At 60.9% G+C, this 18,912-nt stretch carries 16 protein-coding genes and 1 pseudogene; 12 read left to right on the forward strand and 5 right to left on the reverse strand.

Annotation, left to right across the window (positions count from 1 at the left end; genetic code table 11):
* Positions 1–52: 52 nt before the first annotated feature.
* Positions 53–406, forward strand: coding sequence for a YkgJ family cysteine cluster protein (locus tag V5E99_RS26525; RefSeq protein ID WP_007947437.1), 354 nt, complete (start codon positions 53–55; stop codon positions 404–406).
* A 79-nt stretch (positions 407–485) separates the two neighbouring features.
* Here V5E99_RS26525 and V5E99_RS26530 read toward each other — a convergent pair whose 3' ends face one another.
* Positions 486–974 carry an Lrp/AsnC ligand binding domain-containing protein gene (locus tag V5E99_RS26530; RefSeq protein ID WP_010465173.1) on the reverse strand — a complete coding sequence of 163 codons (489 nt, stop codon included), beginning with the start codon at positions 972–974 and terminating at the stop codon, positions 486–488.
* A gap of 156 nt (positions 975–1,130) precedes the next feature.
* Here V5E99_RS26530 and dadA point away from each other — a divergent pair, with 156 nt between their 5' ends.
* The 6 genes from dadA to V5E99_RS26560 all read left to right on the forward strand — a co-directional run bounded on the left by dadA (position 1,131) and on the right by V5E99_RS26560 (position 7,386).
* Positions 1,131–2,435: a D-amino acid dehydrogenase gene (dadA, locus tag V5E99_RS26535; protein WP_499805272.1), complete on the forward strand. Its 1,305-nt coding sequence runs from the start codon at positions 1,131–1,133 to the stop codon at positions 2,433–2,435.
* On the forward strand, positions 2,407–2,760 hold the full coding sequence (locus tag V5E99_RS26540; RefSeq protein WP_475265126.1) for a RidA family protein: 354 nt from the start codon (positions 2,407–2,409) through the stop codon (positions 2,758–2,760). Before dadA ends, V5E99_RS26540 begins: the two co-directional genes overlap by 29 nt.
* A gap of 109 nt (positions 2,761–2,869) precedes the next feature.
* Positions 2,870–3,943 carry an alanine racemase gene (gene alr / locus V5E99_RS26545; RefSeq protein WP_499805273.1) on the forward strand — a complete coding sequence of 358 codons (1,074 nt, stop codon included), beginning with the start codon at positions 2,870–2,872 and terminating at the stop codon, positions 3,941–3,943.
* Positions 3,944–4,072: 129 nt separating this feature from the next.
* Positions 4,073–4,621, forward strand: coding sequence for a cupin domain-containing protein (locus V5E99_RS26550; protein WP_047226150.1), 549 nt, complete (start codon positions 4,073–4,075; stop codon positions 4,619–4,621).
* 316 nt (positions 4,622–4,937) lie between these two features.
* Positions 4,938–5,219: a c-type cytochrome gene (locus tag V5E99_RS26555; RefSeq protein ID WP_499805274.1), complete on the forward strand. Its 282-nt coding sequence runs from the start codon at positions 4,938–4,940 to the stop codon at positions 5,217–5,219.
* Positions 5,220–5,460: 241 nt separating this feature from the next.
* Positions 5,461–7,386 carry an acetyl-CoA hydrolase/transferase C-terminal domain-containing protein gene (locus V5E99_RS26560; RefSeq protein ID WP_499805275.1) on the forward strand — a complete coding sequence of 642 codons (1,926 nt, stop codon included), beginning with the start codon at positions 5,461–5,463 and terminating at the stop codon, positions 7,384–7,386.
* Positions 7,387–7,552: 166 nt separating this feature from the next.
* On the opposite strand, the gene V5E99_RS26565 is transcribed toward V5E99_RS26560, so the two are convergent.
* A complete protein-coding gene (locus V5E99_RS26565) occupies positions 7,553–8,125 on the reverse strand; it encodes a xanthine phosphoribosyltransferase (protein ID WP_130211024.1) in 573 nt (190 codons plus the stop codon).
* A 56-nt stretch (positions 8,126–8,181) separates the two neighbouring features.
* Positions 8,182–10,191 (reverse strand): DNA helicase Rep, encoded by a 2,010-nt coding sequence (gene rep, locus V5E99_RS26570; protein ID WP_499805276.1) that lies wholly within the window; start codon positions 10,189–10,191, stop codon positions 8,182–8,184.
* 263 nt (positions 10,192–10,454) lie between these two features.
* Between rep and V5E99_RS26575 the strand changes: the two genes are divergently transcribed.
* The gene (locus V5E99_RS26575; protein ID WP_499805277.1) at positions 10,455–12,125 is read left to right on the forward strand and encodes a putative bifunctional diguanylate cyclase/phosphodiesterase; all 1,671 of its coding nucleotides are present in this window, start codon (positions 10,455–10,457) and stop codon (positions 12,123–12,125) included.
* 78 nt (positions 12,126–12,203) lie between these two features.
* On the opposite strand, the gene V5E99_RS26580 is transcribed toward V5E99_RS26575, so the two are convergent.
* The gene (locus tag V5E99_RS26580) at positions 12,204–13,601 is read right to left on the reverse strand and encodes a NorM family multidrug efflux MATE transporter (protein WP_499805278.1); all 1,398 of its coding nucleotides are present in this window, start codon (positions 13,599–13,601) and stop codon (positions 12,204–12,206) included.
* 157 nt (positions 13,602–13,758) lie between these two features.
* On the opposite strand from V5E99_RS26580, the gene V5E99_RS26585 reads away from it, so the two are divergent.
* The 4 genes and pseudogenes from V5E99_RS26585 to V5E99_RS26600 all read left to right on the forward strand — a co-directional run bounded on the left by V5E99_RS26585 (position 13,759) and on the right by V5E99_RS26600 (position 18,245).
* Entirely contained in the window at positions 13,759–14,679 is a 921-nt protein-coding gene (locus V5E99_RS26585; RefSeq protein ID WP_499805279.1) for a LysR substrate-binding domain-containing protein, read from the forward strand.
* A 174-nt stretch (positions 14,680–14,853) separates the two neighbouring features.
* Positions 14,854–15,974: pseudogene (locus V5E99_RS26590) on the forward strand (Cache 3/Cache 2 fusion domain-containing protein); the annotation flags it as partial.
* Positions 15,975–16,106: 132 nt separating this feature from the next.
* Complete coding sequence (locus V5E99_RS26595) at positions 16,107–16,829, forward strand: methyl-accepting chemotaxis protein (protein ID WP_499805292.1); 723 nt, start codon at positions 16,107–16,109, stop codon at positions 16,827–16,829.
* Positions 16,830–17,030: 201 nt separating this feature from the next.
* Positions 17,031–18,245 carry an aldose 1-epimerase family protein gene (locus V5E99_RS26600; RefSeq protein ID WP_499805280.1) on the forward strand — a complete coding sequence of 405 codons (1,215 nt, stop codon included), beginning with the start codon at positions 17,031–17,033 and terminating at the stop codon, positions 18,243–18,245.
* Between the two features lie 6 nt (positions 18,246–18,251).
* Here V5E99_RS26600 and V5E99_RS26605 read toward each other — a convergent pair whose 3' ends face one another.
* Positions 18,252–18,863, reverse strand: coding sequence for an ATP-binding protein (locus tag V5E99_RS26605; protein ID WP_499805282.1), 612 nt, complete (start codon positions 18,861–18,863; stop codon positions 18,252–18,254).
* Between the last annotated feature and the right edge of the window lie 49 nt (positions 18,864–18,912).

Consider the following 18,912-nt stretch of genomic DNA (forward strand, 5'->3'; position numbering starts at 1 on the left):
CGGGGCTTTTGCGTCAGAATCCCGGTCTATTCCGCTTTTGGTCACCGCTTCGATGAGCTGCAACAGTCAGAAAATTCGCACCCTGCGCCAGCAAATCCCCTCGTTCGAGTGCGTGCCCGGCTGCCATGACTGCTGCGGCCCGGTGACCACTTCGCCGGAAGAAATGTCCCGCCTGCCGCGCAAGACCCGGGCCGAGCAGGATGCGGCGATGGATGAGCTGAACTGCGTGCACTTGGGGCCCAATGGCTGCACGGTGTATGACGAGCGGCCGCTGATCTGCCGGTTGTTTGGTACCACCAAAACCCTGCCATGCCCCAATGGGCGCGGGCCGGTGGAGCTGATTCATCCGCGGGTGGAGAAGCAGATTCATGAGTACATGGCCAGCACCCGGCAGGTGCTGGTTTAAAAAATCGCAGCCTCCGGCAGCTCCTACAGAAGCGCGCGAACACCTGTAGGAGCTGCCGAAGGCTGCGATCTTTTGATCTTCAATCCGGAATCGGCAGACACAAACTCTCTTTCACCTCTTCCATCACGATATAGCTCTTGGATTCGCGCACATGGGGCAGTTTCAGCAGGATGTCGCCAAGCAATTTGCGATACGAAGCCATCTCGGAAATCCGCGCCTTCACCAGATAGTCGAAATCCCCTGACACCAAATGGCACTCCAGCACGTGGGGCAGTTTCAGCACCGCGCGTCGGAACTCTTCGAAAGTATCGCCGGATTTGTAGTCGAGGCTGATCTCGACGAACACCAGCAGACTACCCTTCAGGTGCTGCGGGTTAAGCCGGGCGTTGTAGCCCATGATGATCCCTTCACGCTCCAGGCGCCGGACCCGCTCGGTGCAGGGTGTGGTCGACAGGCCGACCTTTTCCCCGAGCTCGGTGAAGGAGATACGTCCGTCCGCTTGCAGTATCCGCAGGATGTTGCGGTCGATCTTGTCCAGCTCACGTTTGGTCTGAGTGTTGGTACGCATAGGGGATGCGCCTCCGTGAAAAGGGTTTTTGCCGAGAATTGTCGCCAAATATAGGCACTTATATAGTGAAAAGCACTGGCTAATCTTTTTTAAACTGCCCACATCTTCGGTCTGAACATCAAACGTCAGCGGTACGCCGCGATGAGGGACATAAAAATGCGCGTCATGGTCTTGGGTAGCGGCGTTATCGGTACCGCCAGTGCTTACTATCTGGCGCGTGCCGGGTTTGAAGTGGTGGTCGTGGACCGTCAGCCGGCCGCTGCCATGGAGACCAGTTTCGCCAACGCCGGGCAGGTCTCCCCGGGCTACGCCTCGCCGTGGGCCGCGCCGGGCGTGCCGCTCAAGGCCATCAAATGGCTGTTGCAGCGCCACGCGCCGCTGGCGATCAAGGCCACCGCCGACATCGACCAATACCTGTGGATGGCGCAGATGCTGCGCAACTGCACCGCCAGCCGTTATGCGGTGAACAAGGAGCGCATGGTCCGCTTGTCCGAGTACAGCCGTGACTGCCTCGATGAGCTGCGCGCCGAAACCGGCATTGCCTACGAAGGCCGCAGCCTCGGTACCACCCAATTGTTCCGCACCCAGGCTCAGCTCGATGGCGCCGCGAAAGACATCGCCGTGCTGAAAGAGTCCGGCGTGCCGTTCGAACTGCTCGACCGCGCCGGCATTGCCCGGGTTGAACCGGCATTGGCCAGCGTTACCGACATCCTCGCCGGTGCCCTGCGCCTGCCGAACGATCAGACCGGCGACTGCCAGATCTTCACCACCCGCCTGGCCGAAATGGCTGTGAAGCTGGGTGTGGAATTCCGCTTCGACCAGGACATTCAGCGCCTCGACTACGCCGGTGATCGCGTCAACGGTGTATGGATCGACGGCAAGCTCGAAACCGCTGACCGCTATGTCCTCGCACTCGGCAGCTACTCGCCGCAGTTGCTCAAGCCGCTGGGCATCAAGGCGCCGGTGTATCCGCTCAAGGGTTATTCCCTGACCGTGCCGATCACCAACCCGGCGATGGCCCCGACCTCGACCATTCTCGACGAGACCTACAAGGTCGCGATCACCCGTTTCGACAACCGCATCCGCGTCGGCGGCATGGCGGAGATTGCCGGTTTTGACCTGTCGCTGAACCCGCGTCGGCGCGAAACCCTGGAGATGATCGTCAACGACCTTTATCCTCAGGGCGGCGATCTGGCCCAGGCGAGTTTCTGGACCGGTTTGCGTCCGACTACCCCGGACGGCACGCCGATTGTGGGCGCCACGCCATTCAGCAACCTGTTCCTGAACACCGGCCACGGTACGCTCGGTTGGACCATGGCCTGTGGTTCCGGTCGCTTGCTGGCTGACCTGATGGCGAAGAAAACCCCGCAAATCAGCGCCGAAGGCCTCGATATTTCCCGTTATGGCAGCAAAATCCAGGAGTCCGCAAAACATGGCAATCCAGCGCCAGCTCACCAATGAGCGCATGAGTCAGATCGTCGCCCACAACGGTACGGTGTACCTGGCGGGGCAGGTCGGCGATGACATGAGCGCCGGGATTGAACAGCAGACCCGTGAAACACTGGCCAACATCGAGCGTTTGCTTGATCTGGCGGGCACCGACAAGAGCCACATCCTGTCGGTGACGATTTACCTGAAAGACATCGACGCGCATTTCGCCGGTATGAATTCGGTGTGGGACAAGTGGCTGCCAAAAGGCGTCGCCCCGGCCCGTGCCACCGTCGAGTCGAAGTTGTGTGAACCGGAAATTCTGGTTGAGCTGTCGGTTGTAGCCGCGCTGCCGTAACGCGCCGCAACGACCTGTTAAAAACGATCCCTCTCCCGGCGCTGTTGGCGGTTCACGCCGTCAGCCAGCGCCGGTTTTTATTCCCATGACCGCCTAGAAGTCTGCCGCCATGCGTCCTGCCCGTGCCCTGATCGACCTCCAAGCCCTGCGTCACAACTACCAGATCGCCCGTGAACTCACCGGGGCCAAGGCCCTCGCGGTGATCAAGGCCGATGCCTACGGCCATGGTGCGGTGCGTTGCGCCCAGGCGCTGGAAGCCGAGGCGGACGGTTTCGCGGTGGCGTGCATTGAAGAGGCGTTGGAGCTGCGCGCTGCGGGCATTCGTGCGCCGGTGTTGTTGCTGGAAGGTTTTTTCGAAGCTGATGAGCTGTCGCTGATCGTCGAGCATGATTTCTGGTGTGTGGTGCATTCGCTGTGGCAGCTCGAAGCGATCGAGAAGGCTGCATTGAGCAAGCCGATCACGGTCTGGCTCAAGCTCGATTCGGGCATGCACCGTGTGGGTCTGCATCCCAAGGATTATCAGTCGGGCTATCAGCGGCTGCTGGCCAGCGGCAAAGTGGCGAAAATCGTCTTGATGAGCCACTTCGCCCGGGCTGACGAATTGCACGAGCAAAGCAGCGCCGAGCAAGTGGCGGTGTTCGAAGCGGCGCGTCAGGGTTTGGCCGCCGAAATCAGCTTGCGCAACTCGCCGGCGGTGCTCGGTTGGCCGCAGATTCCAAGTGACTGGGTGCGTCCGGGCATCATGCTCTACGGCGCCACGCCCTTCGAAGAAGCCAACGCAGTGGCCTCGCGCCTGCAACCGGTGATGACCCTCGAATCGAAAGTGATTTGCGTGCGCGAATTGCCCGCCGGCGAGCCGATCGGCTACGGCGCCAAATTCATCACGCCCAAGCCAATGCGCGTCGGCGTGGTGGCCATGGGGTATGCCGATGGCTATCCGCGCCAGGCCCCGACCGGTACGCCTGTGATGGTCGCCGGGCAACGCAGCCAGTTGATCGGTCGAGTGTCGATGGACATGCTCTGTATCGACCTGACCGATGTGCCGCAGGCTGGCCTCGGTTCGACCGTCGAGTTGTGGGGCAAAAACATCCTCGCCAGTGATGTGGCCGCTGCTGCCGACACCATTCCTTATCAGATCTTCTGCAACCTGCGTCGGGTGCCGCTGCTCTATTCCGGGGCTTGAGCCAACGTGCTGTAAACCGGAAGTCGTCTCGCTGAACCGGATTCAGGCCCAAGTGTTGTAAATACTGAACGCTGTCGCCATGATAACGCTCAATATTCCTACAACCCTGAATCCCTGGAGGCTCCAGCATTGGACGTCGGTGAACGACTGCAATCCATCCGTAAGCTCAAAGGTCTTTCGCAGCGTGAGCTCGCCAAGCGCGCGGGTGTCACCAACAGCACGATTTCGATGATCGAGAAGAACAGCGTCAGCCCCTCGATCAGTTCGCTGCGCAAGGTTCTGGGCGGGATTCCCATGTCCATGGTCGAGTTCTTTTCCGAAGAGATCCTGCAGGAAAAACCGACTCAGATCGTCTACAAGGCCAACGAGCTGATCGATATTTCCGATGGCGCCGTGACCATGAAACTGGTGGGCCGGGCTCACCCGAGCCGGGCCATCGCCTTCCTCAATGAAATCTACCCGCCAGGCGCCGACACCGGTGACGAGATGCTCACCCATGAGGGCGAGGAAACCGGGATTTTGGTGGAAGGTCGGCTGGAACTGGTGGTCGGGGCTGAAACTTTTGTGCTCGAAGCCGGCGACAGCTACTACTTTGAAAGTACCAAGCCGCACCGTTTCCGGAATCCGTTCGATGCGCCGGCGCGACTAATCAGCGCAGCCACACCAGCGAATTTCTAAGAGAAGAGGCGTCCTGCCAGCATTGCGAAGGCGCCCGAGCTGTTTTACGCCGCACAACAAGACCCCTTCGACTTTGGGGTTGTTTCAGTGTGGCGGGCTTGCCGTTATACTTGCGCCCGCCTGCGAACCGTGGCCGCGGGCGTGAATAGCCACCATTGAGGGTGAACGCGTGAACCTAATTATGAAAATGCTGGCTGCACCAGCAACCGTATTGGCCCTTTGGGCTGTGAGCGCACAAGCTGCGACTACCGATGACATCGCCAAACGTCTTGCGCCTGTTGGCCAGGTGTGTGTAACGGGTCAAGAGTGCAAAGGGATGGAAGTCGCTGCTTCGGCAGGCGGCGGTGGCGGTGCCAAGACCCCTGACGAAGTGATTGCAAAACATTGCAACGCTTGCCACGGTACTGGCCTGTTGGGTTCGCCGAAAATCGGCGACGCGGCGGACTGGGGCAAACGTGCCAAGGAACAAGGCGGGCTTGACGGTCTGTTGGCCAAAGCGATCACCGGCATCAACTCCATGCCGCCAAAAGGCACCTGCGCCGACTGCTCCGATCCTGAGCTCAAGGGTGCAATCGAGAAGATGTCCGGCTTGAAATAAGCCCCGTCTTCAGCAAAAAGCCGCTTGCGAGCGGCTTTTTTGTGCCTGCGATTCCCCCGTAGGAGCTGCCGCAGGCTGCGATCTTTTGATCTTGTTTTAACAATCCACGTCAAAAGATCGCAGCCTGCGGCAGCTCCTACGGAGGGTTTTGTGTTGCTCGGTCAGCTTTTTGGTGGTCAATGCAGCAAAGACCCGGCAAGCTCGGTCCAACCCCAATTCACGGAACGTGCGGGAGGATCAGATGGTGCAGTTGTGTTCAATCGAACAAGCGGTCGATGACGTACTGGCAAGGTTGCCGGCGCATATTCACATGGGCCTGCCCCTGGGTTTGGGCAAGCCCAACCATTTCGTCAACGCGCTGTTCCGGCGGGTCGCGCAGTTACCCGAGCGGCGGCTGACCATCTACACCGCGCTGTGCCTCGGCCGTCCGGCCTTGGGGGACGGCTTGCAGAAACGCTTTCTCGAACCGTTCATTGAACGGGTGTTCGGCGATTACCCGGAACTGGATTTTCTCGCCGATTTACACAAAGACGACCTGCCGCCCAACATCCACGTCCAGCAATTCTTCATGCAACCGGGCAGCCTGCTGCACAGCGCCCAGGCCCAGCAGGATTACGTCAGCAGCAACTACAGCCACGCCGCCCGGGACATCAACGCCGCCGGCCTGAACCTGGTGGCGCAATTGGTGGCCAGCCATGCCGATCACCCGGATCGCCTTAGCCTGAGCTGCAACCCGGACATCACCCTCGACCTGTTCCCGATGATCGCCAAACGCCGGGCAGCGGGGGAGACGGTGCTGATTGTCGGCCAGGTGCACAACGATTTGCCCTACATGCCGGGGGACGCGGAACTCGGCATCGACACCTTCGACCTGCTGATCGACGAGAAGGACAACACCACGCTGTTCTCCACGCCGAACATGCCGGTGGGGTTCCAGGACCACTTCATCGGCCTGCACGCCAGTACGCTGGTGCGCGATGGCGGCACGTTGCAGATCGGCATCGGCGCCATGGGCGACGCATTGACGGCGGCATTGCTGGCGCGCCAGGCCGATAACGCGGGTTACAACGCGTTGCTGGCGGACCTGAATCTCAGCCAGTGGGCGCAACTGATTGACCGTGAGGGCGGCGTCGATCCCTTCGCCAAGGGCCTTTACGGTTGCAGCGAAATGTTCGTCAACGGTTTGCTGGTGCTGGCGGACGCCGGGATCGTGCGGCGCAAGGTCTACCCGGACGTACCCACCCAGCAACAGGCCAATGCCGGCACCCTCGACGAAGCGGCGCAAACCGACGGCATCTCGGTGCATGGCGGGTTCTTCCTCGGGCCACGCAGTTTCTATGAGCGGCTGCGCGAGTTGCCCCAGAGCAAGCGCCTCGAATTCAACATGACCCGCATCAGTTACATCAACGAGCTCTACGGTCAGGAAGAACTCAAACGCTTGCAGCGCATCGATGCCCGGTTTATCAACTCCGCGTTCACCATGACGTTGATGGGCGCCGGTGTGGCGGATCAGCTCGAAGACGGGCGGGTGCTCAGTGGTGTGGGCGGGCAGTACAACTTCGTGGCCCAGGGGCATGCGCTTGAAGGTGCGCGTTCGGTGTTGATCCTGCGCAGTTGGCGTGAGTCGGGTGGGGAGGTGAGCTCGAACATCGTCTGGGAGTACGGCCACTGCACCATCCCGCGACACCTGCGGGACATCGTGGTCACCGAATACGGTATCGCCGACCTGCGGGGCCAGAACGATGCGGCGGTGATCGAGGCGTTGTTGAACATTAGCGACTCACGCTTTCAGCCGGGGCTGATCGAACAGGCGCAAGCGGTGGGCAAGTTGCCGAAGAACTTCCGTCTCGATCCGCGTTTCGCCGATAACAGCCCGCAGCGTTTGCAGGCGATTCAGGCGCGGCACCCGAACCTGTTTCCGGAGTATCCGCTGGGCTGTGATTTCACCGAGGTGGAGCGGGATGTGTTGCGCGCGCTGAACTGGTTGAAGAGCAAATTCAAGCTGACGGAGATTCTGGAGTTGGGCAAGGCTGCGCTGGATGCGCCTGAGGCATCGCAATACCCGAAACATCTGGAGCGGATGCAACTGGAGAAGCCGGACGGGCTGAAAGAGGATTTGTTTCAGCGGCTGTTGCTCGCCGGGCTCAAGGCCACCGGGCAGCAGTGAGGACGCCTTCGCGGGCAAGCCTCGCTCCTACAGGTCAAATGTGAGGTCAACATAAACCCTGTAGGAGCGAGGCTTGCCCGCGAAGAACGATGACGCGGTCTATCACGAACCGCGTCGCCTGCATCGCGAGCAAGCTTTGCTCCTACAGGGGATTGGCGGTGTGGCGTTATTCGATGAAGGTCACGACGCCGCCAGCCAGCGACTGAACGCGAGCCAGCGATTCAACGCGATAACCCTGTGCATCCAGTTCCGCCCGTCCGCCCTGGAACGACTTCTCGATCACGATCCCCAAACCGGCGACGGTCGCGCCGGCCTGTTTGATGATCGAGATCAGCGCCTGGGACGCCTTACCGTTGGCCAGGAAGTCATCGATGATCAGCACGCGGTCGCTGCTGGTCAGGTGGCGCGGGGAGATCGCCACGGTGCTTTCGGTCTGCTTGGTGAACGAGTAAACAGTCGCCGACAGCAGGTTTTCGGTCAGGGTCAGGGACTGGTGCTTGCGGGCGAAGATCACCGGCACGCCGAGGTTCAGACCGGTCATGATCGCCGGGGCGATGCCCGAGGCTTCGATGGTGACGATCTTGGTGATGCCCGAATCCTTGAACAGCGTGGCGAATTCGTCGCCGATCAGCTTCATCAGGGCCGGGTCGATCTGGTGGTTCAAAAAGGCGTCGACCTTCAGGACCTGATCGGAAAGCACGATGCCTTGTTCGCGAATTTTCTGGTGCAGTGCTTCCATGAAGCTTTCCTCTACTGACGCCTGTGCGTCCAGGGCTGGTTAAAAAGTAGTCGATTCTAGCGCTTTAACATCGCGCGTATATCCGCCAATGCGGTATTGCCGCGAACGGCTTTGACTTCAACGGGGGTGTCGTCGGTGCCTTCCCAGGCCAGGTCGTCCGGCGGCAGCTCATCGAGGAAGCGACTCGGCGCGCAATCGATGATTTCGCCGTACTGCTTACGCTTGGCGGCGAAGGTGAACGCCAGCGTCTGACGCGCCCGGGTAATCCCGACGTAGGCCAAACGGCGTTCTTCTTCGATGGTGTCGGCTTCGATGCTGGAGCGGTGCGGGAGGATTTCCTCTTCCATGCCCATGATGAACACGTAGGGAAATTCCAGGCCCTTGGAGGCGTGCAAGGTCATCATCTGCACGCCTTCGGCGCCGTCTTCCTCTTCCTGCTGACGTTCCAGCATGTCGCGCAACACCAGTTTGCCGATGGCGTCTTCGACGGTCATCTCGCCTTCTTCGTCCTTCTCCAGGGTGTTTTTCAACGCCTCGATCAGGAACCAGACGTTCCCCATGCGGTAATCGGCGGCTTTGTCGCTGGAGCTGTTGGTGCGCAGCCAGTTCTCGTAGTCGATGTCCATGACCATGCTGCGCAGGGCCGAAATCGGGTCTTCCCCGGCGCACTGCTCGCGGACCTTGTCCATGAAACGCTTGAAGCGCGACAGGCGATCGGTGAAGCGCGTGTCCAGATGCTCGCCCAGGCCGATTTCGTCGGTGGCGGCGTACATGGAAATCTTGCGTTCGGTGGCGTAGTTGCCGAGTTTTTCCAGGGTCGTCGAACCGATTTCCCGGCGCGGCACGTTGATCACGCGAAGGAAGGCGTTGTCGTCGTCCGGGTTCACGATCAGGCGGAAGTAGGCCATCAGGTCTTTCACTTCCTGGCGGCCGAAGAAGCTATTGCCGCCGGACAGTCGATACGGAATCTGGTGGTGTTGCAGCTTCAGCTCGATCAGCTTGGCCTGGTAGTTCCCGCGATACAGGATCGCGAAATCGCTGTACGGCCGGTCCGTGCGCAGGTGCAGGGTCAGCAGCTCGACGGCCACGCGTTCGGCTTCGGCGTCTTCGTTGCGGCAGCGGATCACGCGGATCTCATCGCCGTGGCCCATCTCGCTCCACAGTTGTTTTTCAAACTCGTGGGGGTTGTTCGCGATCAGCACGTTGGCGCAGCGCAGGATGCGGCTGGTGGAGCGGTAGTTTTGCTCCAGCATCACGACTTTCAGGGACGGGTAATCGTCCTTGAGCAACATCAGGTTTTCCGGACGGGCGCCGCGCCAGGCGTAGATCGACTGGTCATCGTCGCCGACCACGGTGAACTGGTTACGCGTGCCGATCAGCAGCTTCACCAGCAAATACTGGCTGGCGTTGGTGTCCTGGTATTCATCCACCAACAGGTAGCGGACTTTGTTCTGCCACTTTTCGAGGATGTCGGCGTGTTCCTGGAAGAGTTTTACCGGCAGCAGGATCAGGTCGTCGAAGTCCACCGCGTTGAACGCCTTGAGCGTGCGCTGATAGTGGGTGTAGACGATGGCGGCGGTCTGTTCCTTGGGATTGCGCGCGTTTTCCAGGGCTTCGGGCGGCAGGATCAGGTCGTTTTTCCACGAGCCGATCATGTTCTTGATCTCGTCGACGCCGTCGTCGCCCGCGTATTCCTTTTGCATGATGTCGGTCATCAAGGCTTTGACGTCGGTCTCGTCAAAGATCGAGAAGCCCGGTTTGTAGCCCAGCCGCACGTGTTCCTTGCGGATGATGTTCAGCCCCAGGTTGTGGAAGGTGCACACCGTCAGGCCACGGCCTTCGCCGCCCTTGAGCAAGGTGCCGACCCGCTCCTTCATCTCCCGCGCAGCCTTGTTGGTAAAGGTCATGGCGACGATGTACTGGGCACGGATGCCGCAGTTCTGGATCAGGTGCGCGATCTTGCGCGTGATCACGCTGGTCTTGCCGGAGCCTGCACCGGCGAGCACCAATAGAGGGCCGCCGACGTAGTTCACGGCTTCTTGCTGCCGGGGATTGAGTCGGGACATACGGAATCAGGGAGTCATTTGTGAAATGGGCCGGCATTTTAACAGGCTCAGCGAATTGTGCTGCTCTCTCCGACTTGTGACGCAGCACGCGATCTCTATTTGCCGGTTTTGTTACTTTCACGCAGGATGCGCGGGGGTTTTGCGTCTAATGTTCGTATTCGAGATACAAAACCGCGTTTGGTCACCGAGGCCGGTTGGTCATTGGTTATCGGCGCGGCATAATGCCCGCCGCCTACATCATTAGCAGAGTCTAGGGAGCTAGCTTGTCTACGCCTGTCGAACCCTTGCGTTTGCTGCTACTGGCCGAAGAGCCAGCGTGGGCAGCGTTGTTGCGCGAGTGTCTGGCTCCAATGGGGAGCTCGGCAGTGCTGATCAGCGCGCCGAGCTGGGAGTCGGTCAGCAGTTTGTTCGAAGACAACCGCAGCGCGGTGTTGTTGACGATCCCGGCCCTTCAGCCGGCGCCCGGCCGTTGCAACCTGCCGACGGTGTTGCTGCTCGAACACGAGCCAGTGACCCCGCCCGACGGTGTGAGCGACTGGTTGGTGCGCGATGTGCTCGACCCTGGCATGTTGCGCCGCTGCCTGCGCCATGTGCGCGAGCGCGGTGTGCTGGAAAACACCCTGCAACGCCTGGCCGAGCAAGATCCGCTGACCGGCATCGCCAACCGTCAGGGTTTCCAGACCCTGCTGGCGGCGCGTCTGGCGGAAAACGACGGCCGTGGTTTGGCCCTCGGCCACCTCGACCTCGACAACTTCCGTTACGCCAACGATGCTCTCGGCCATCAGGCGGGCGACCGCTTGATCCTGCAAGTGGTCGCGCGGCTCAAAAGTCAGCTCGAGGCCGGCGATCAACTGGCGCGCCTGGGCAGCGATGAATTCGCCTTGCTGATCGACACCCGCCGCGCGCCGCAACGCGCCGAATGGATGGCCGAACGCATTACCGAAGCCTTGTCCGAGCCTTACTGGGTCGACGGCGAAAGCCTGTTGATCGGCTCCAGCCTCGGCATTGCCCACGCCCGGGCCCAGGCCGGCGCCGACCCGCTGATGTGGCACGCGCACATCGCCATGCAGCAGGCCAAAAGCACCCAGGGCTGCACCTTTCACATCTTCAACGAACGCATCAACCGCAATGCCCGCAGCATCGCCGACCTCGAAAGCGAACTGCGTCGGGCCTTGCGTCGCGATGAGCTGGAGCTGCATTACCAGCCGCGCTTGAACCTTGAGGACGGCCAGATCGTCGGCCTCGAAGCGCTGGTGCGCTGGCGTCACGCCGAGCGCGGCTTGTTGCCGCCGAGCGAGTTCGTGCCGTTGGCCGAGCAGAGCGGTTTGATTGTGCCGCTGGGTTACTGGGTGATCTCCCGGGCCCTGCGCGACATGCAGGCCTTGCGCGAGCGGGGTTTGCCGGCGCTGCACATGGCGATCAACCTGTCGTTCCGGCAGTTTCAGGACAGCCAGTTGCTCTCGACGCTGAGCCGCTTGATCGCCGAGCGCGGCGTCGAAGCGCAATGGCTGGAATTCGAACTGACGGAAACCGCCGTGATGCGCCGCAGCGATCTGGTCAAGCAGACCATGGACGCTCTCGGCCGACTCGGCGTGCGCTTCTCCCTCGACGATTTCGGCACCGGGTTTTCATCGTTCGTGCACCTCAACAGCCTGCCGATCACCTTGCTCAAGGTCGACAAGAGCTTCGTCGGCGGCATGGAAGAGCGCGAAGAGAACCGCAAACTGGTGCACGCGATGATCAACCTGGCGCACAACCTGAATCTGGAAGTGGTGGCCGAAGGCGTGGAAACCCCGGAGCAACTGGATTTGTTGCGCGGGTTTGGTTGCGATCAGGTGCAGGGGTATCTGATCAGCAAGCCGTTGCCGTTGGCGGAACTGGTTGAATACCTGACCTTCGGCAGCAGCCAGCAGGCAGTGGTGGAGGCCATTTAAAAGATCGCAGCCTTCGGCAGCTCCTACATGGGAATGTGTACACCCGTAGGAGCTGCCGAAGGCTGCGATCTTTTGATCTTAATCCGGCTGAATCACCCTGAAACTGGCCTGTACCGACGGCTCGCGCCGAATCATCCGCTTCATCTTCCACTCAAACGCCAGCGTCAGACTCACCGCCGCACACGCCAGCCCCAGCGCCAGACCCCACCACACGCCCGTCGGCCCCCAGTTCAGATTGAACGCCATCACCCACGCGGCCGGCGCACCGATCAGCCAATAGCAGCCGAGCCCGACCAGGAACGTCGTCTTGGCATCCTTGAGCCCGCGAATGCAGCCCATGGCGATGGTTTGCGTGCCGTCGAACAGCTCAAACCACGCCGCCACCGCCAACAGGCTCACAGCCAGGTCGATGACCGGGCGAAAGGCCGGGTCGTTGTGGTCGAGGAACAAGCCGATCAACTGATTGGGCAGCAGCCAGAAGACCATGGCAAACGCCAGCATCGACGCGCCGCCAAACGCGATCCCGACCCGACCGGCCAACCGTGCATCGAGCAATTGCCCGGCGCCGTAGTGCTGGCCGATGCGCATGGTGATCGCATACGACAACCCCGCCGGCACCATGAACGCCACCGAAACAATCTGCAGGGCAATCTGATGCGCCGCCAGTTGCGTGCTGCCCATGGTGCCCATGCACAGCGCCGCGAATGCGAACAAGCCGACTTCCACCGCGTAGGTGCCGCCAATCGGCAGGCCCAGGCGCCAGAGTTCTTTCAGGTACTGGCGGTTTGGCCGCGACAGGCCCTGGCGCAGTGGATACGCGTTATAAGCCGGATGCCGCCGAATATGCAGCGCCAGGGCCACGGCCATCAGGTTGGCGACAATCGCCGTCACTAAGCCAATCCCCACCAGGCCCATTTTCGGCAAGCCGAACATCCCGGTGATGAAGGCATAGTTGAGCGCGAAGTTGGCCACCGTGCCGCCGAGGCTGATGACCATCACCGGCGTCGCCCGGCCGATGGCGCTGGTGAAGCCGCGCAGGGCCATGAAGCTCAGGTAGCCGGGCAGGGCAAACGGCAGGAACGTCAGGAACAACCCGGCGGAGTGCACGTTGGTTTCGGTTTGGCCGAACAGCAACAGCACCGGTTTGAGGTTCCACAGCAACAGCCCGGCCACCAGCGCCATGATCCACGCCAGCCACAGCCCGGCCTGGGTCAACCGTGCAGCGCCGACGATATCCCCCGCGCCCTGACGGATCGCCACCAGGGTGCCGACCGCCGCAATCACGCCGATGCAGAAAATCGACACGAACGAGTAAGTCGCCGCGCCCAGCCCGCCACCGGCCAGCGCCTCGGGGCTCAGGCGCGCCATCATCAAGGTGTCAGTGAGGACCATCAGCATGTGCGCCAACTGCGAGGCAATCAACGGCCCCGCCAGCCGCAGGATGGCCCAGAGTTCGATACGTGCTGGATGCCGCATGGTCATCACGCTCCCTTATGAAATACGCTGCAAAGGCGTGATTCTCGGCGCTCTGCGGGGTTTGCACAAAGGGATAAAAAGGATGGGTGGCATGATTAAAACTCATCCTGGGCGGTTTCTGATAAGTTTGCCCGATCCCGCTACTGGAGCTTTCCCGATGTCACGTCGTCTTCCTCCGTTGTATGCCCTGCGCGCATTCGAAGCGGCGGCGCGGCATAGCTCGTTCACCCGGGCCGCCGAAGAGCTGTCGATCACCCAAAGTGCGGTCAGTCGGCATATTCGTACGCTCGAAGAGCACTTTGCCTGTCGGCTGTTTCACCGCAGCGGGCGCCACCTGCAACTGACCGAGTCGGCGCGGCTGATCCTGCCGGGCATCCGCGAAGGCTTCACCGCGCTGGAGCGCGCCTGCAACACCTTGCGCGCCGAGGACGACATCCTGCGCATGAAAGCCCCGTCGACCCTGACCATGCGCTGGTTGCTGGCGCGACTTAGCCGCTTCCGGCACTTGCAGCCAGGTAATGAGGTGCAACTGACCAGCGCCTGGATGGACATCGATTCCGTGGACTTCAACCATGAACCGTTCGACTGCGCGGTCATCCTCAGCAACGGGAATTTTCCGCCGGACTGGGAGGCGACTTTCCTATTCCCGGAAGAGCTGATTCCGGTGGGCGCGCCGAATCTTCTGAAGGATCAGCCGTGGGACGTGGCGCGCCTGGCCAGCGCCGAGCTGCTGCACCCCACGCCGGACCGTCGCGACTGGCGCAGTTGGCTGGAGCGCATGGGGCTGACCGATCAGGTGTCGCTCAAGGGCGGGCAGGTGTTCGACACGCTGGAGCTGGGCATGATTGCCGCCGCCCGAGGTTACGGCGTGTCGATGGGGGATCTGCTGATGGTGGCCGAGGACGTGGCTCAGGGGCGGCTGAGTTTGCCGTGGCCGACTGCCGTCGCCAGCGGTGAGCATTATTACCTGGTCTGGCCGAAAACCCGTCCCGGGGGCGAACGCTTACGGCGGCTCAGCGATTTCCTGCAAGGGGAAGTCCGGGCCATGGAATTGCCGGACGTCGAGCGCCTGAGCTGAATCGATAGAGCAGGCTTGAGCTATAACCGGGTTAATTACTCAAGTATTCAGTTTTGCCGCCGAAAATCTGCTTGTGGAACCTTCGTGCCGGTTTCGCGTTATCCCCTTATTCGAAATTTTGCTGAGCGTCGCGCCTGATCAAGGAGGATCGGGACCGCCCGGCCAGGAGCTGTCATGTCTCAACCCCGTGCCCGGATCGCCTCACAGCTTGGTCTTGCGCTTGCCGTGATACTGGCGATTGTTATCAGTGGCAGCACTGTGTTCGCCTTGCGCTCGCTGGACACCGCCAACCTCGCCACCCGTGAAGAGCACCTGGCCAGCGAGGCCCGGTTGTTGGCCGATCAGTTGAGTACATTCCACGGCACGTTGCGCGAGAACACCCAGCGTCTGAGCGGTCTGTTCGAAAAGCGCTTCAGCAGCGGTTTGAGCGTGCACCCCGACGAACCGGTGACGGTCGCGGGTGTGCAGACCCCGGGCCTGCACCTGGGCGGCGAAGTGCTGAACAACAACTTCAAGGAAGTCGACGAGTTCAAGCAAATGACCGCCGGTGTGGCGACGTTGTTCGTGCGCAGCGGCGAAGACTTCGTTCGGGTCAGCACTTCCTTGAGCAAACAGGACGGCAGCCGGGCCATCGGCACGTTGCTGGACCACGCTCACCCGGCCTACGCACGTTTGATCGCGGGGCAAAGCTATGTCGGTCGCGCCTTGTTGTTCGAACGCTCCTACATGACCCAGTACACCCCCGTGCGTGACAGCAGCGGTAAGGTGATTGCCGTGCTGTTCGTAGGATTTGATTACACCGACGCCCAGAATGCGCAGTTCGACAACCTCAGCGTTTCCGCATCGGGCAGACGGGTTCCCTGGCGCTGCTCGATGAACAGAACAAATGGCTGGTGCCGATTGCCGGTGTTCAAGCGCTGGACCAAGCGGTGCCGGCCATCGTTGCGCTGGCGAAGAAGCCTGGCAAAGGCGAGTTCTGGAGTGACAAATCCGAAGACTTCTACAGCGTCGCCGTGCCGTTCGAGGGCGGCCCGTGGTCGGTCGTGGCGAGCATGCCGCAAGACGAAATCAGCGCCGTGACCTGGAGCGTCGGCATTCAACTGGCCATCGGCAGTTTGCTGGCGATGTTGATCGCGGTGGGTTCGGCGGTCTGGTTGCTGCGCAGCAAACTGGCGCCACTGGGTGATCTGGTGCGTCAGGCCGAAGCCCTGGGCGCGGGTGATTTGAGCGTGCGCCTGGACGTGTCGAGCAACGATGAAATCGGTCAATTGGCCCGCGCCTTCAACCAGATGAGCCAGGCCCTGTCGACCATGGTCGAGCACATCCGCAAGGCCTCGGAAGAGGTCAACAGTCGTGCCCAGGCCTTGTCCGGTTTGTCCGGCGGTGCGTATGAGGAGATGGAGCAGCAGTCCGGCGAAATCACCAGCATGGCCGGCGCTGTGGAAGAATTCAGCGCCACCTCCCTGAACATCGCCGACAACATGGGCAACACCCAGCGCATGGCGCAGGAAAACGCACAGCAAACTCAGATCGGTCGTACATCCATGGAGGAAGCGTCCTCCTCGCTGGAACAAATCGCCGGAGCCCTGAACAGCACCGCCACGGTGATCAACACCCTCGGCCAACGTTCCCAGGAAATCGGCGGCATCGTCGGGGTGATCACCTCGATCGCCGATCAGACCAACCTGCTGGCCCTCAACGCCGCCATCGAAGCCGCCCGTGCCGGCGAGCAGGGTCGGGGTTTTGCGGTGGTGGCGGATGAGGTGCGCAACCTGGCGTCGCGCACCCGTGAAGCGACCGACGAAATCTCCGCCATGATCCAGAGCATCCAGCAGGAAACCGGCAACGCCATCAGCACCATGGAGCAGGGCAACGTACTGATGCAGGAAGGCCTGTCGCGCAACGCCAATGTTGCGTCGGCCCTGGCGCGGATTGATGAGCAGAGCCGTTCGGCGGGTCAGCAGTTTGCGGCGATCACCACGGCGACCCAGGAGCAGAGCAGCACCGCGACCTTGCTCAGCAGCAACCTGCAAAGCATTGCTTTGGCCAACAGTGAGCAGCGGGAGGTTGTTTCCAACCTGGCGATTACCGCCAAAGAGCTGGAATCGCTGGCGGCAGGCTTGCGCCAAGAGGTTGACCGGTTTCGTTGAGATTGAAGGACAGCCTTGCCCCTGTAGGAGCAAGGCTTGCCCGCGATGGCATCACCACTATTTCCCCGTTTTCTCCTGATCCCCCATTAACGTCGTTTGGTCTTTTTTTGGGCCGTTGCCGTTGCGGTTGTTGTTTTTAAGCTTGATGAAACGTTTCCGCAAGACTATAAAAATGCCACAACTCCAAGAAAGGCTTCTCCCATGTCCCCGCTCAAACTTATCGTTGCCCTTAGCACACTGTCCGCTGCCTCCCACGCCATGGCTTGGGATTACGTCTTGCTCGACACCGACAAAGCCGCCCAGAACTGGCAGATCACCAGCCAACAACTGGGCGTGAAAACCGACCAACCCTTCTCCGTGACCCTGCGCACCTTGCACGGCGGTCGGCAGGAGGGCGCCAGCATCGTCGACATCGATAACGGCAAGCTGAAACTCTCGGTGGTGCCAACCCGTGGGATGAACGTCCTACAGGCGTCTGTAGGCAATGTGCGCATGGGCTGGGATTCGCCGGTCAAGGATGTGGTCAATCCGTCCTTCATCGAACTCAACGGTCGCGGCGGCCTGGGGTGGCTCGAAGGCTTCAACGAACTCGTGGCCCGCTGCGGTTACGAATGGGTTGGCCATCCCGGCATGGACAACGGCGAACTGCTGACCCTGCACGGCCGCGCCGCCAATATCCCGGCCAGCAAAGTCACCCTGCACATCGATGAAAAGCCGCCGTACGCCATCAGCCTGCGCGGCGAGCTGAAGGAGCAGGCGTTCAAGAAAGTCGACTTCTCGGTGCAGACCGAACTGGTCACCGAGCCCGGTAGCGTCGCGTTCGCCCTCAACGACACATTGACCAACAACGGCGACTACCCGAAGGAATACCAGGCGCTGTACCACAGCAACTTCAGCACCCCGTTCCTGGAACAGGGCGCCCGGTTTGCCGCGCCGGTGAAACAGGTTTCTCCGTTTAACGACAAGGCCAAGGGCGATTTGCCGGACTGGCAGACCTATCGCGCGCCGACCAAGGATTACGACGAAACTGTTTACAACGTCGTGCCCTATGGCGATGCCAAGGGCGACACCCTGACCGTGCTGCATAACAAGGCGGGCAGCCTCGGCGTATCCGTCGGTTTCAATACCCAGCAATTACCGGTGTTCTCCCTGTGGAAAAACACCGATACCCAAGGGCAGGGCTACGTCACCGGGCTGGAGCCTGGGACGAGTTTTTCCTACAACCGCCGGTATCAACGGCCACTCGGCCTGGTGCCGACAATTGGGGTGAAAGAACAGAAGCAGTTCCAGATTCACTACAGCCTGTTGGCGGATAAAGGGGCTGTGGATAAGGCGTTGAAGCGCGTGAGTGATATTCAGGGTGGTCGTGAAACCGAAGTGCGGCAGGCGCCGTTGGTGGATCTGACCAAGGAGTGATTCCGCTTAGCTCGATGTGGGCCGGTATTGCAGCGCTTCGGCCAGATGCTCGCGGGTAATGCCATCGACTTGCTCAAGGTCCGCCAAGGTACGGGCTACTTTGAGCAGTCGATGCGCTGCACGCAGCGACAACGTCAGTCGTTCGCAAGCGGATTCCAGCCAGTTTTCATCGGCTGTGGATAACTTGCAGTACTTGCGCAGGCCCGGCAAGTCGAGGAAGGCATTGGCGCAACCTTGGCGCTTGTGTTGGCGTTCTCTTGCGTCGGCGACCAATGCGGCGGCGGTGGCCGTGTCATCGCCGGGTTTGGGCAAAGGATTCAACGCCGTGGCTTCCCGAGCGACGGTCAGGTGCAGGTCGATGCGATCCAGTAGCGGGCCTGACAGTTTGTTGCGGTAGCGCTGGACCATGTCTGGTGTGCAACTGCATTTGCCGCTGGGCTCGCCAAGATATCCACAGGGGCAGGGGTTCATCGCGGCCACCAGTTGGAAGCGCGCCGGGAAGCGCACGCGGTCCTTGGCGCGGGAGATCACGATGTGACCGGATTCCAGTGGCTCTCTTAGAACCTCCAATACCTTGCGATCAAATTCCGGCATTTTGCTGTTTGAGACGTTAATCACAAAAAGTTGTCAAAAATACGCTGATCAGCCCTCCGCTGTGATTAGTCGA

It is taken from the genome of Janthinobacterium sp. LPB2021202312-11-4 (genome assembly GCF_037049705.1).
GTDB lineage: Bacteria > Pseudomonadota > Gammaproteobacteria > Pseudomonadales > Pseudomonadaceae > Aquipseudomonas.

Excerpts from the sequence above, each read along its gene's own strand:
- V5E99_RS26580 (WP_499805278.1), bottom strand. The coding sequence starts at position 13,601 with ATGCGGCATCCAGCACGTATCGAACTCTGGGCCATCCTGCGGCTGGCG.
- alr (WP_499805273.1), top strand. The coding sequence starts at position 2,870 with ATGCGTCCTGCCCGTGCCCTGATCGACCTCCAAGCCCTGCGTCACAAC.
- V5E99_RS26595 (WP_499805292.1), top strand. The coding sequence starts at position 16,107 with ATGGCCGGCGCTGTGGAAGAATTCAGCGCCACCTCCCTGAACATCGCC.
- V5E99_RS26600 (WP_499805280.1), top strand. The coding sequence starts at position 17,031 with ATGTCCCCGCTCAAACTTATCGTTGCCCTTAGCACACTGTCCGCTGCC.
- V5E99_RS26525 (WP_007947437.1), top strand. The coding sequence starts at position 53 with ATGAGCTGCAACAGTCAGAAAATTCGCACCCTGCGCCAGCAAATCCCC.
- V5E99_RS26585 (WP_499805279.1), top strand. The coding sequence starts at position 13,759 with ATGTCACGTCGTCTTCCTCCGTTGTATGCCCTGCGCGCATTCGAAGCG.
- V5E99_RS26555 (WP_499805274.1), top strand. The coding sequence starts at position 4,938 with ATGGAAGTCGCTGCTTCGGCAGGCGGCGGTGGCGGTGCCAAGACCCCT.
- rep (WP_499805276.1), bottom strand. The coding sequence starts at position 10,191 with ATGTCCCGACTCAATCCCCGGCAGCAAGAAGCCGTGAACTACGTCGGC.
- V5E99_RS26560 (WP_499805275.1), top strand. The coding sequence starts at position 5,461 with ATGGTGCAGTTGTGTTCAATCGAACAAGCGGTCGATGACGTACTGGCA.
- dadA (WP_499805272.1), top strand. The coding sequence starts at position 1,131 with ATGCGCGTCATGGTCTTGGGTAGCGGCGTTATCGGTACCGCCAGTGCT.
- V5E99_RS26565 (WP_130211024.1), bottom strand. The coding sequence starts at position 8,125 with ATGGAAGCACTGCACCAGAAAATTCGCGAACAAGGCATCGTGCTTTCC.
- V5E99_RS26530 (WP_010465173.1), bottom strand. The coding sequence starts at position 974 with ATGCGTACCAACACTCAGACCAAACGTGAGCTGGACAAGATCGACCGC.
- V5E99_RS26540 (WP_475265126.1), top strand. The coding sequence starts at position 2,407 with ATGGCAATCCAGCGCCAGCTCACCAATGAGCGCATGAGTCAGATCGTC.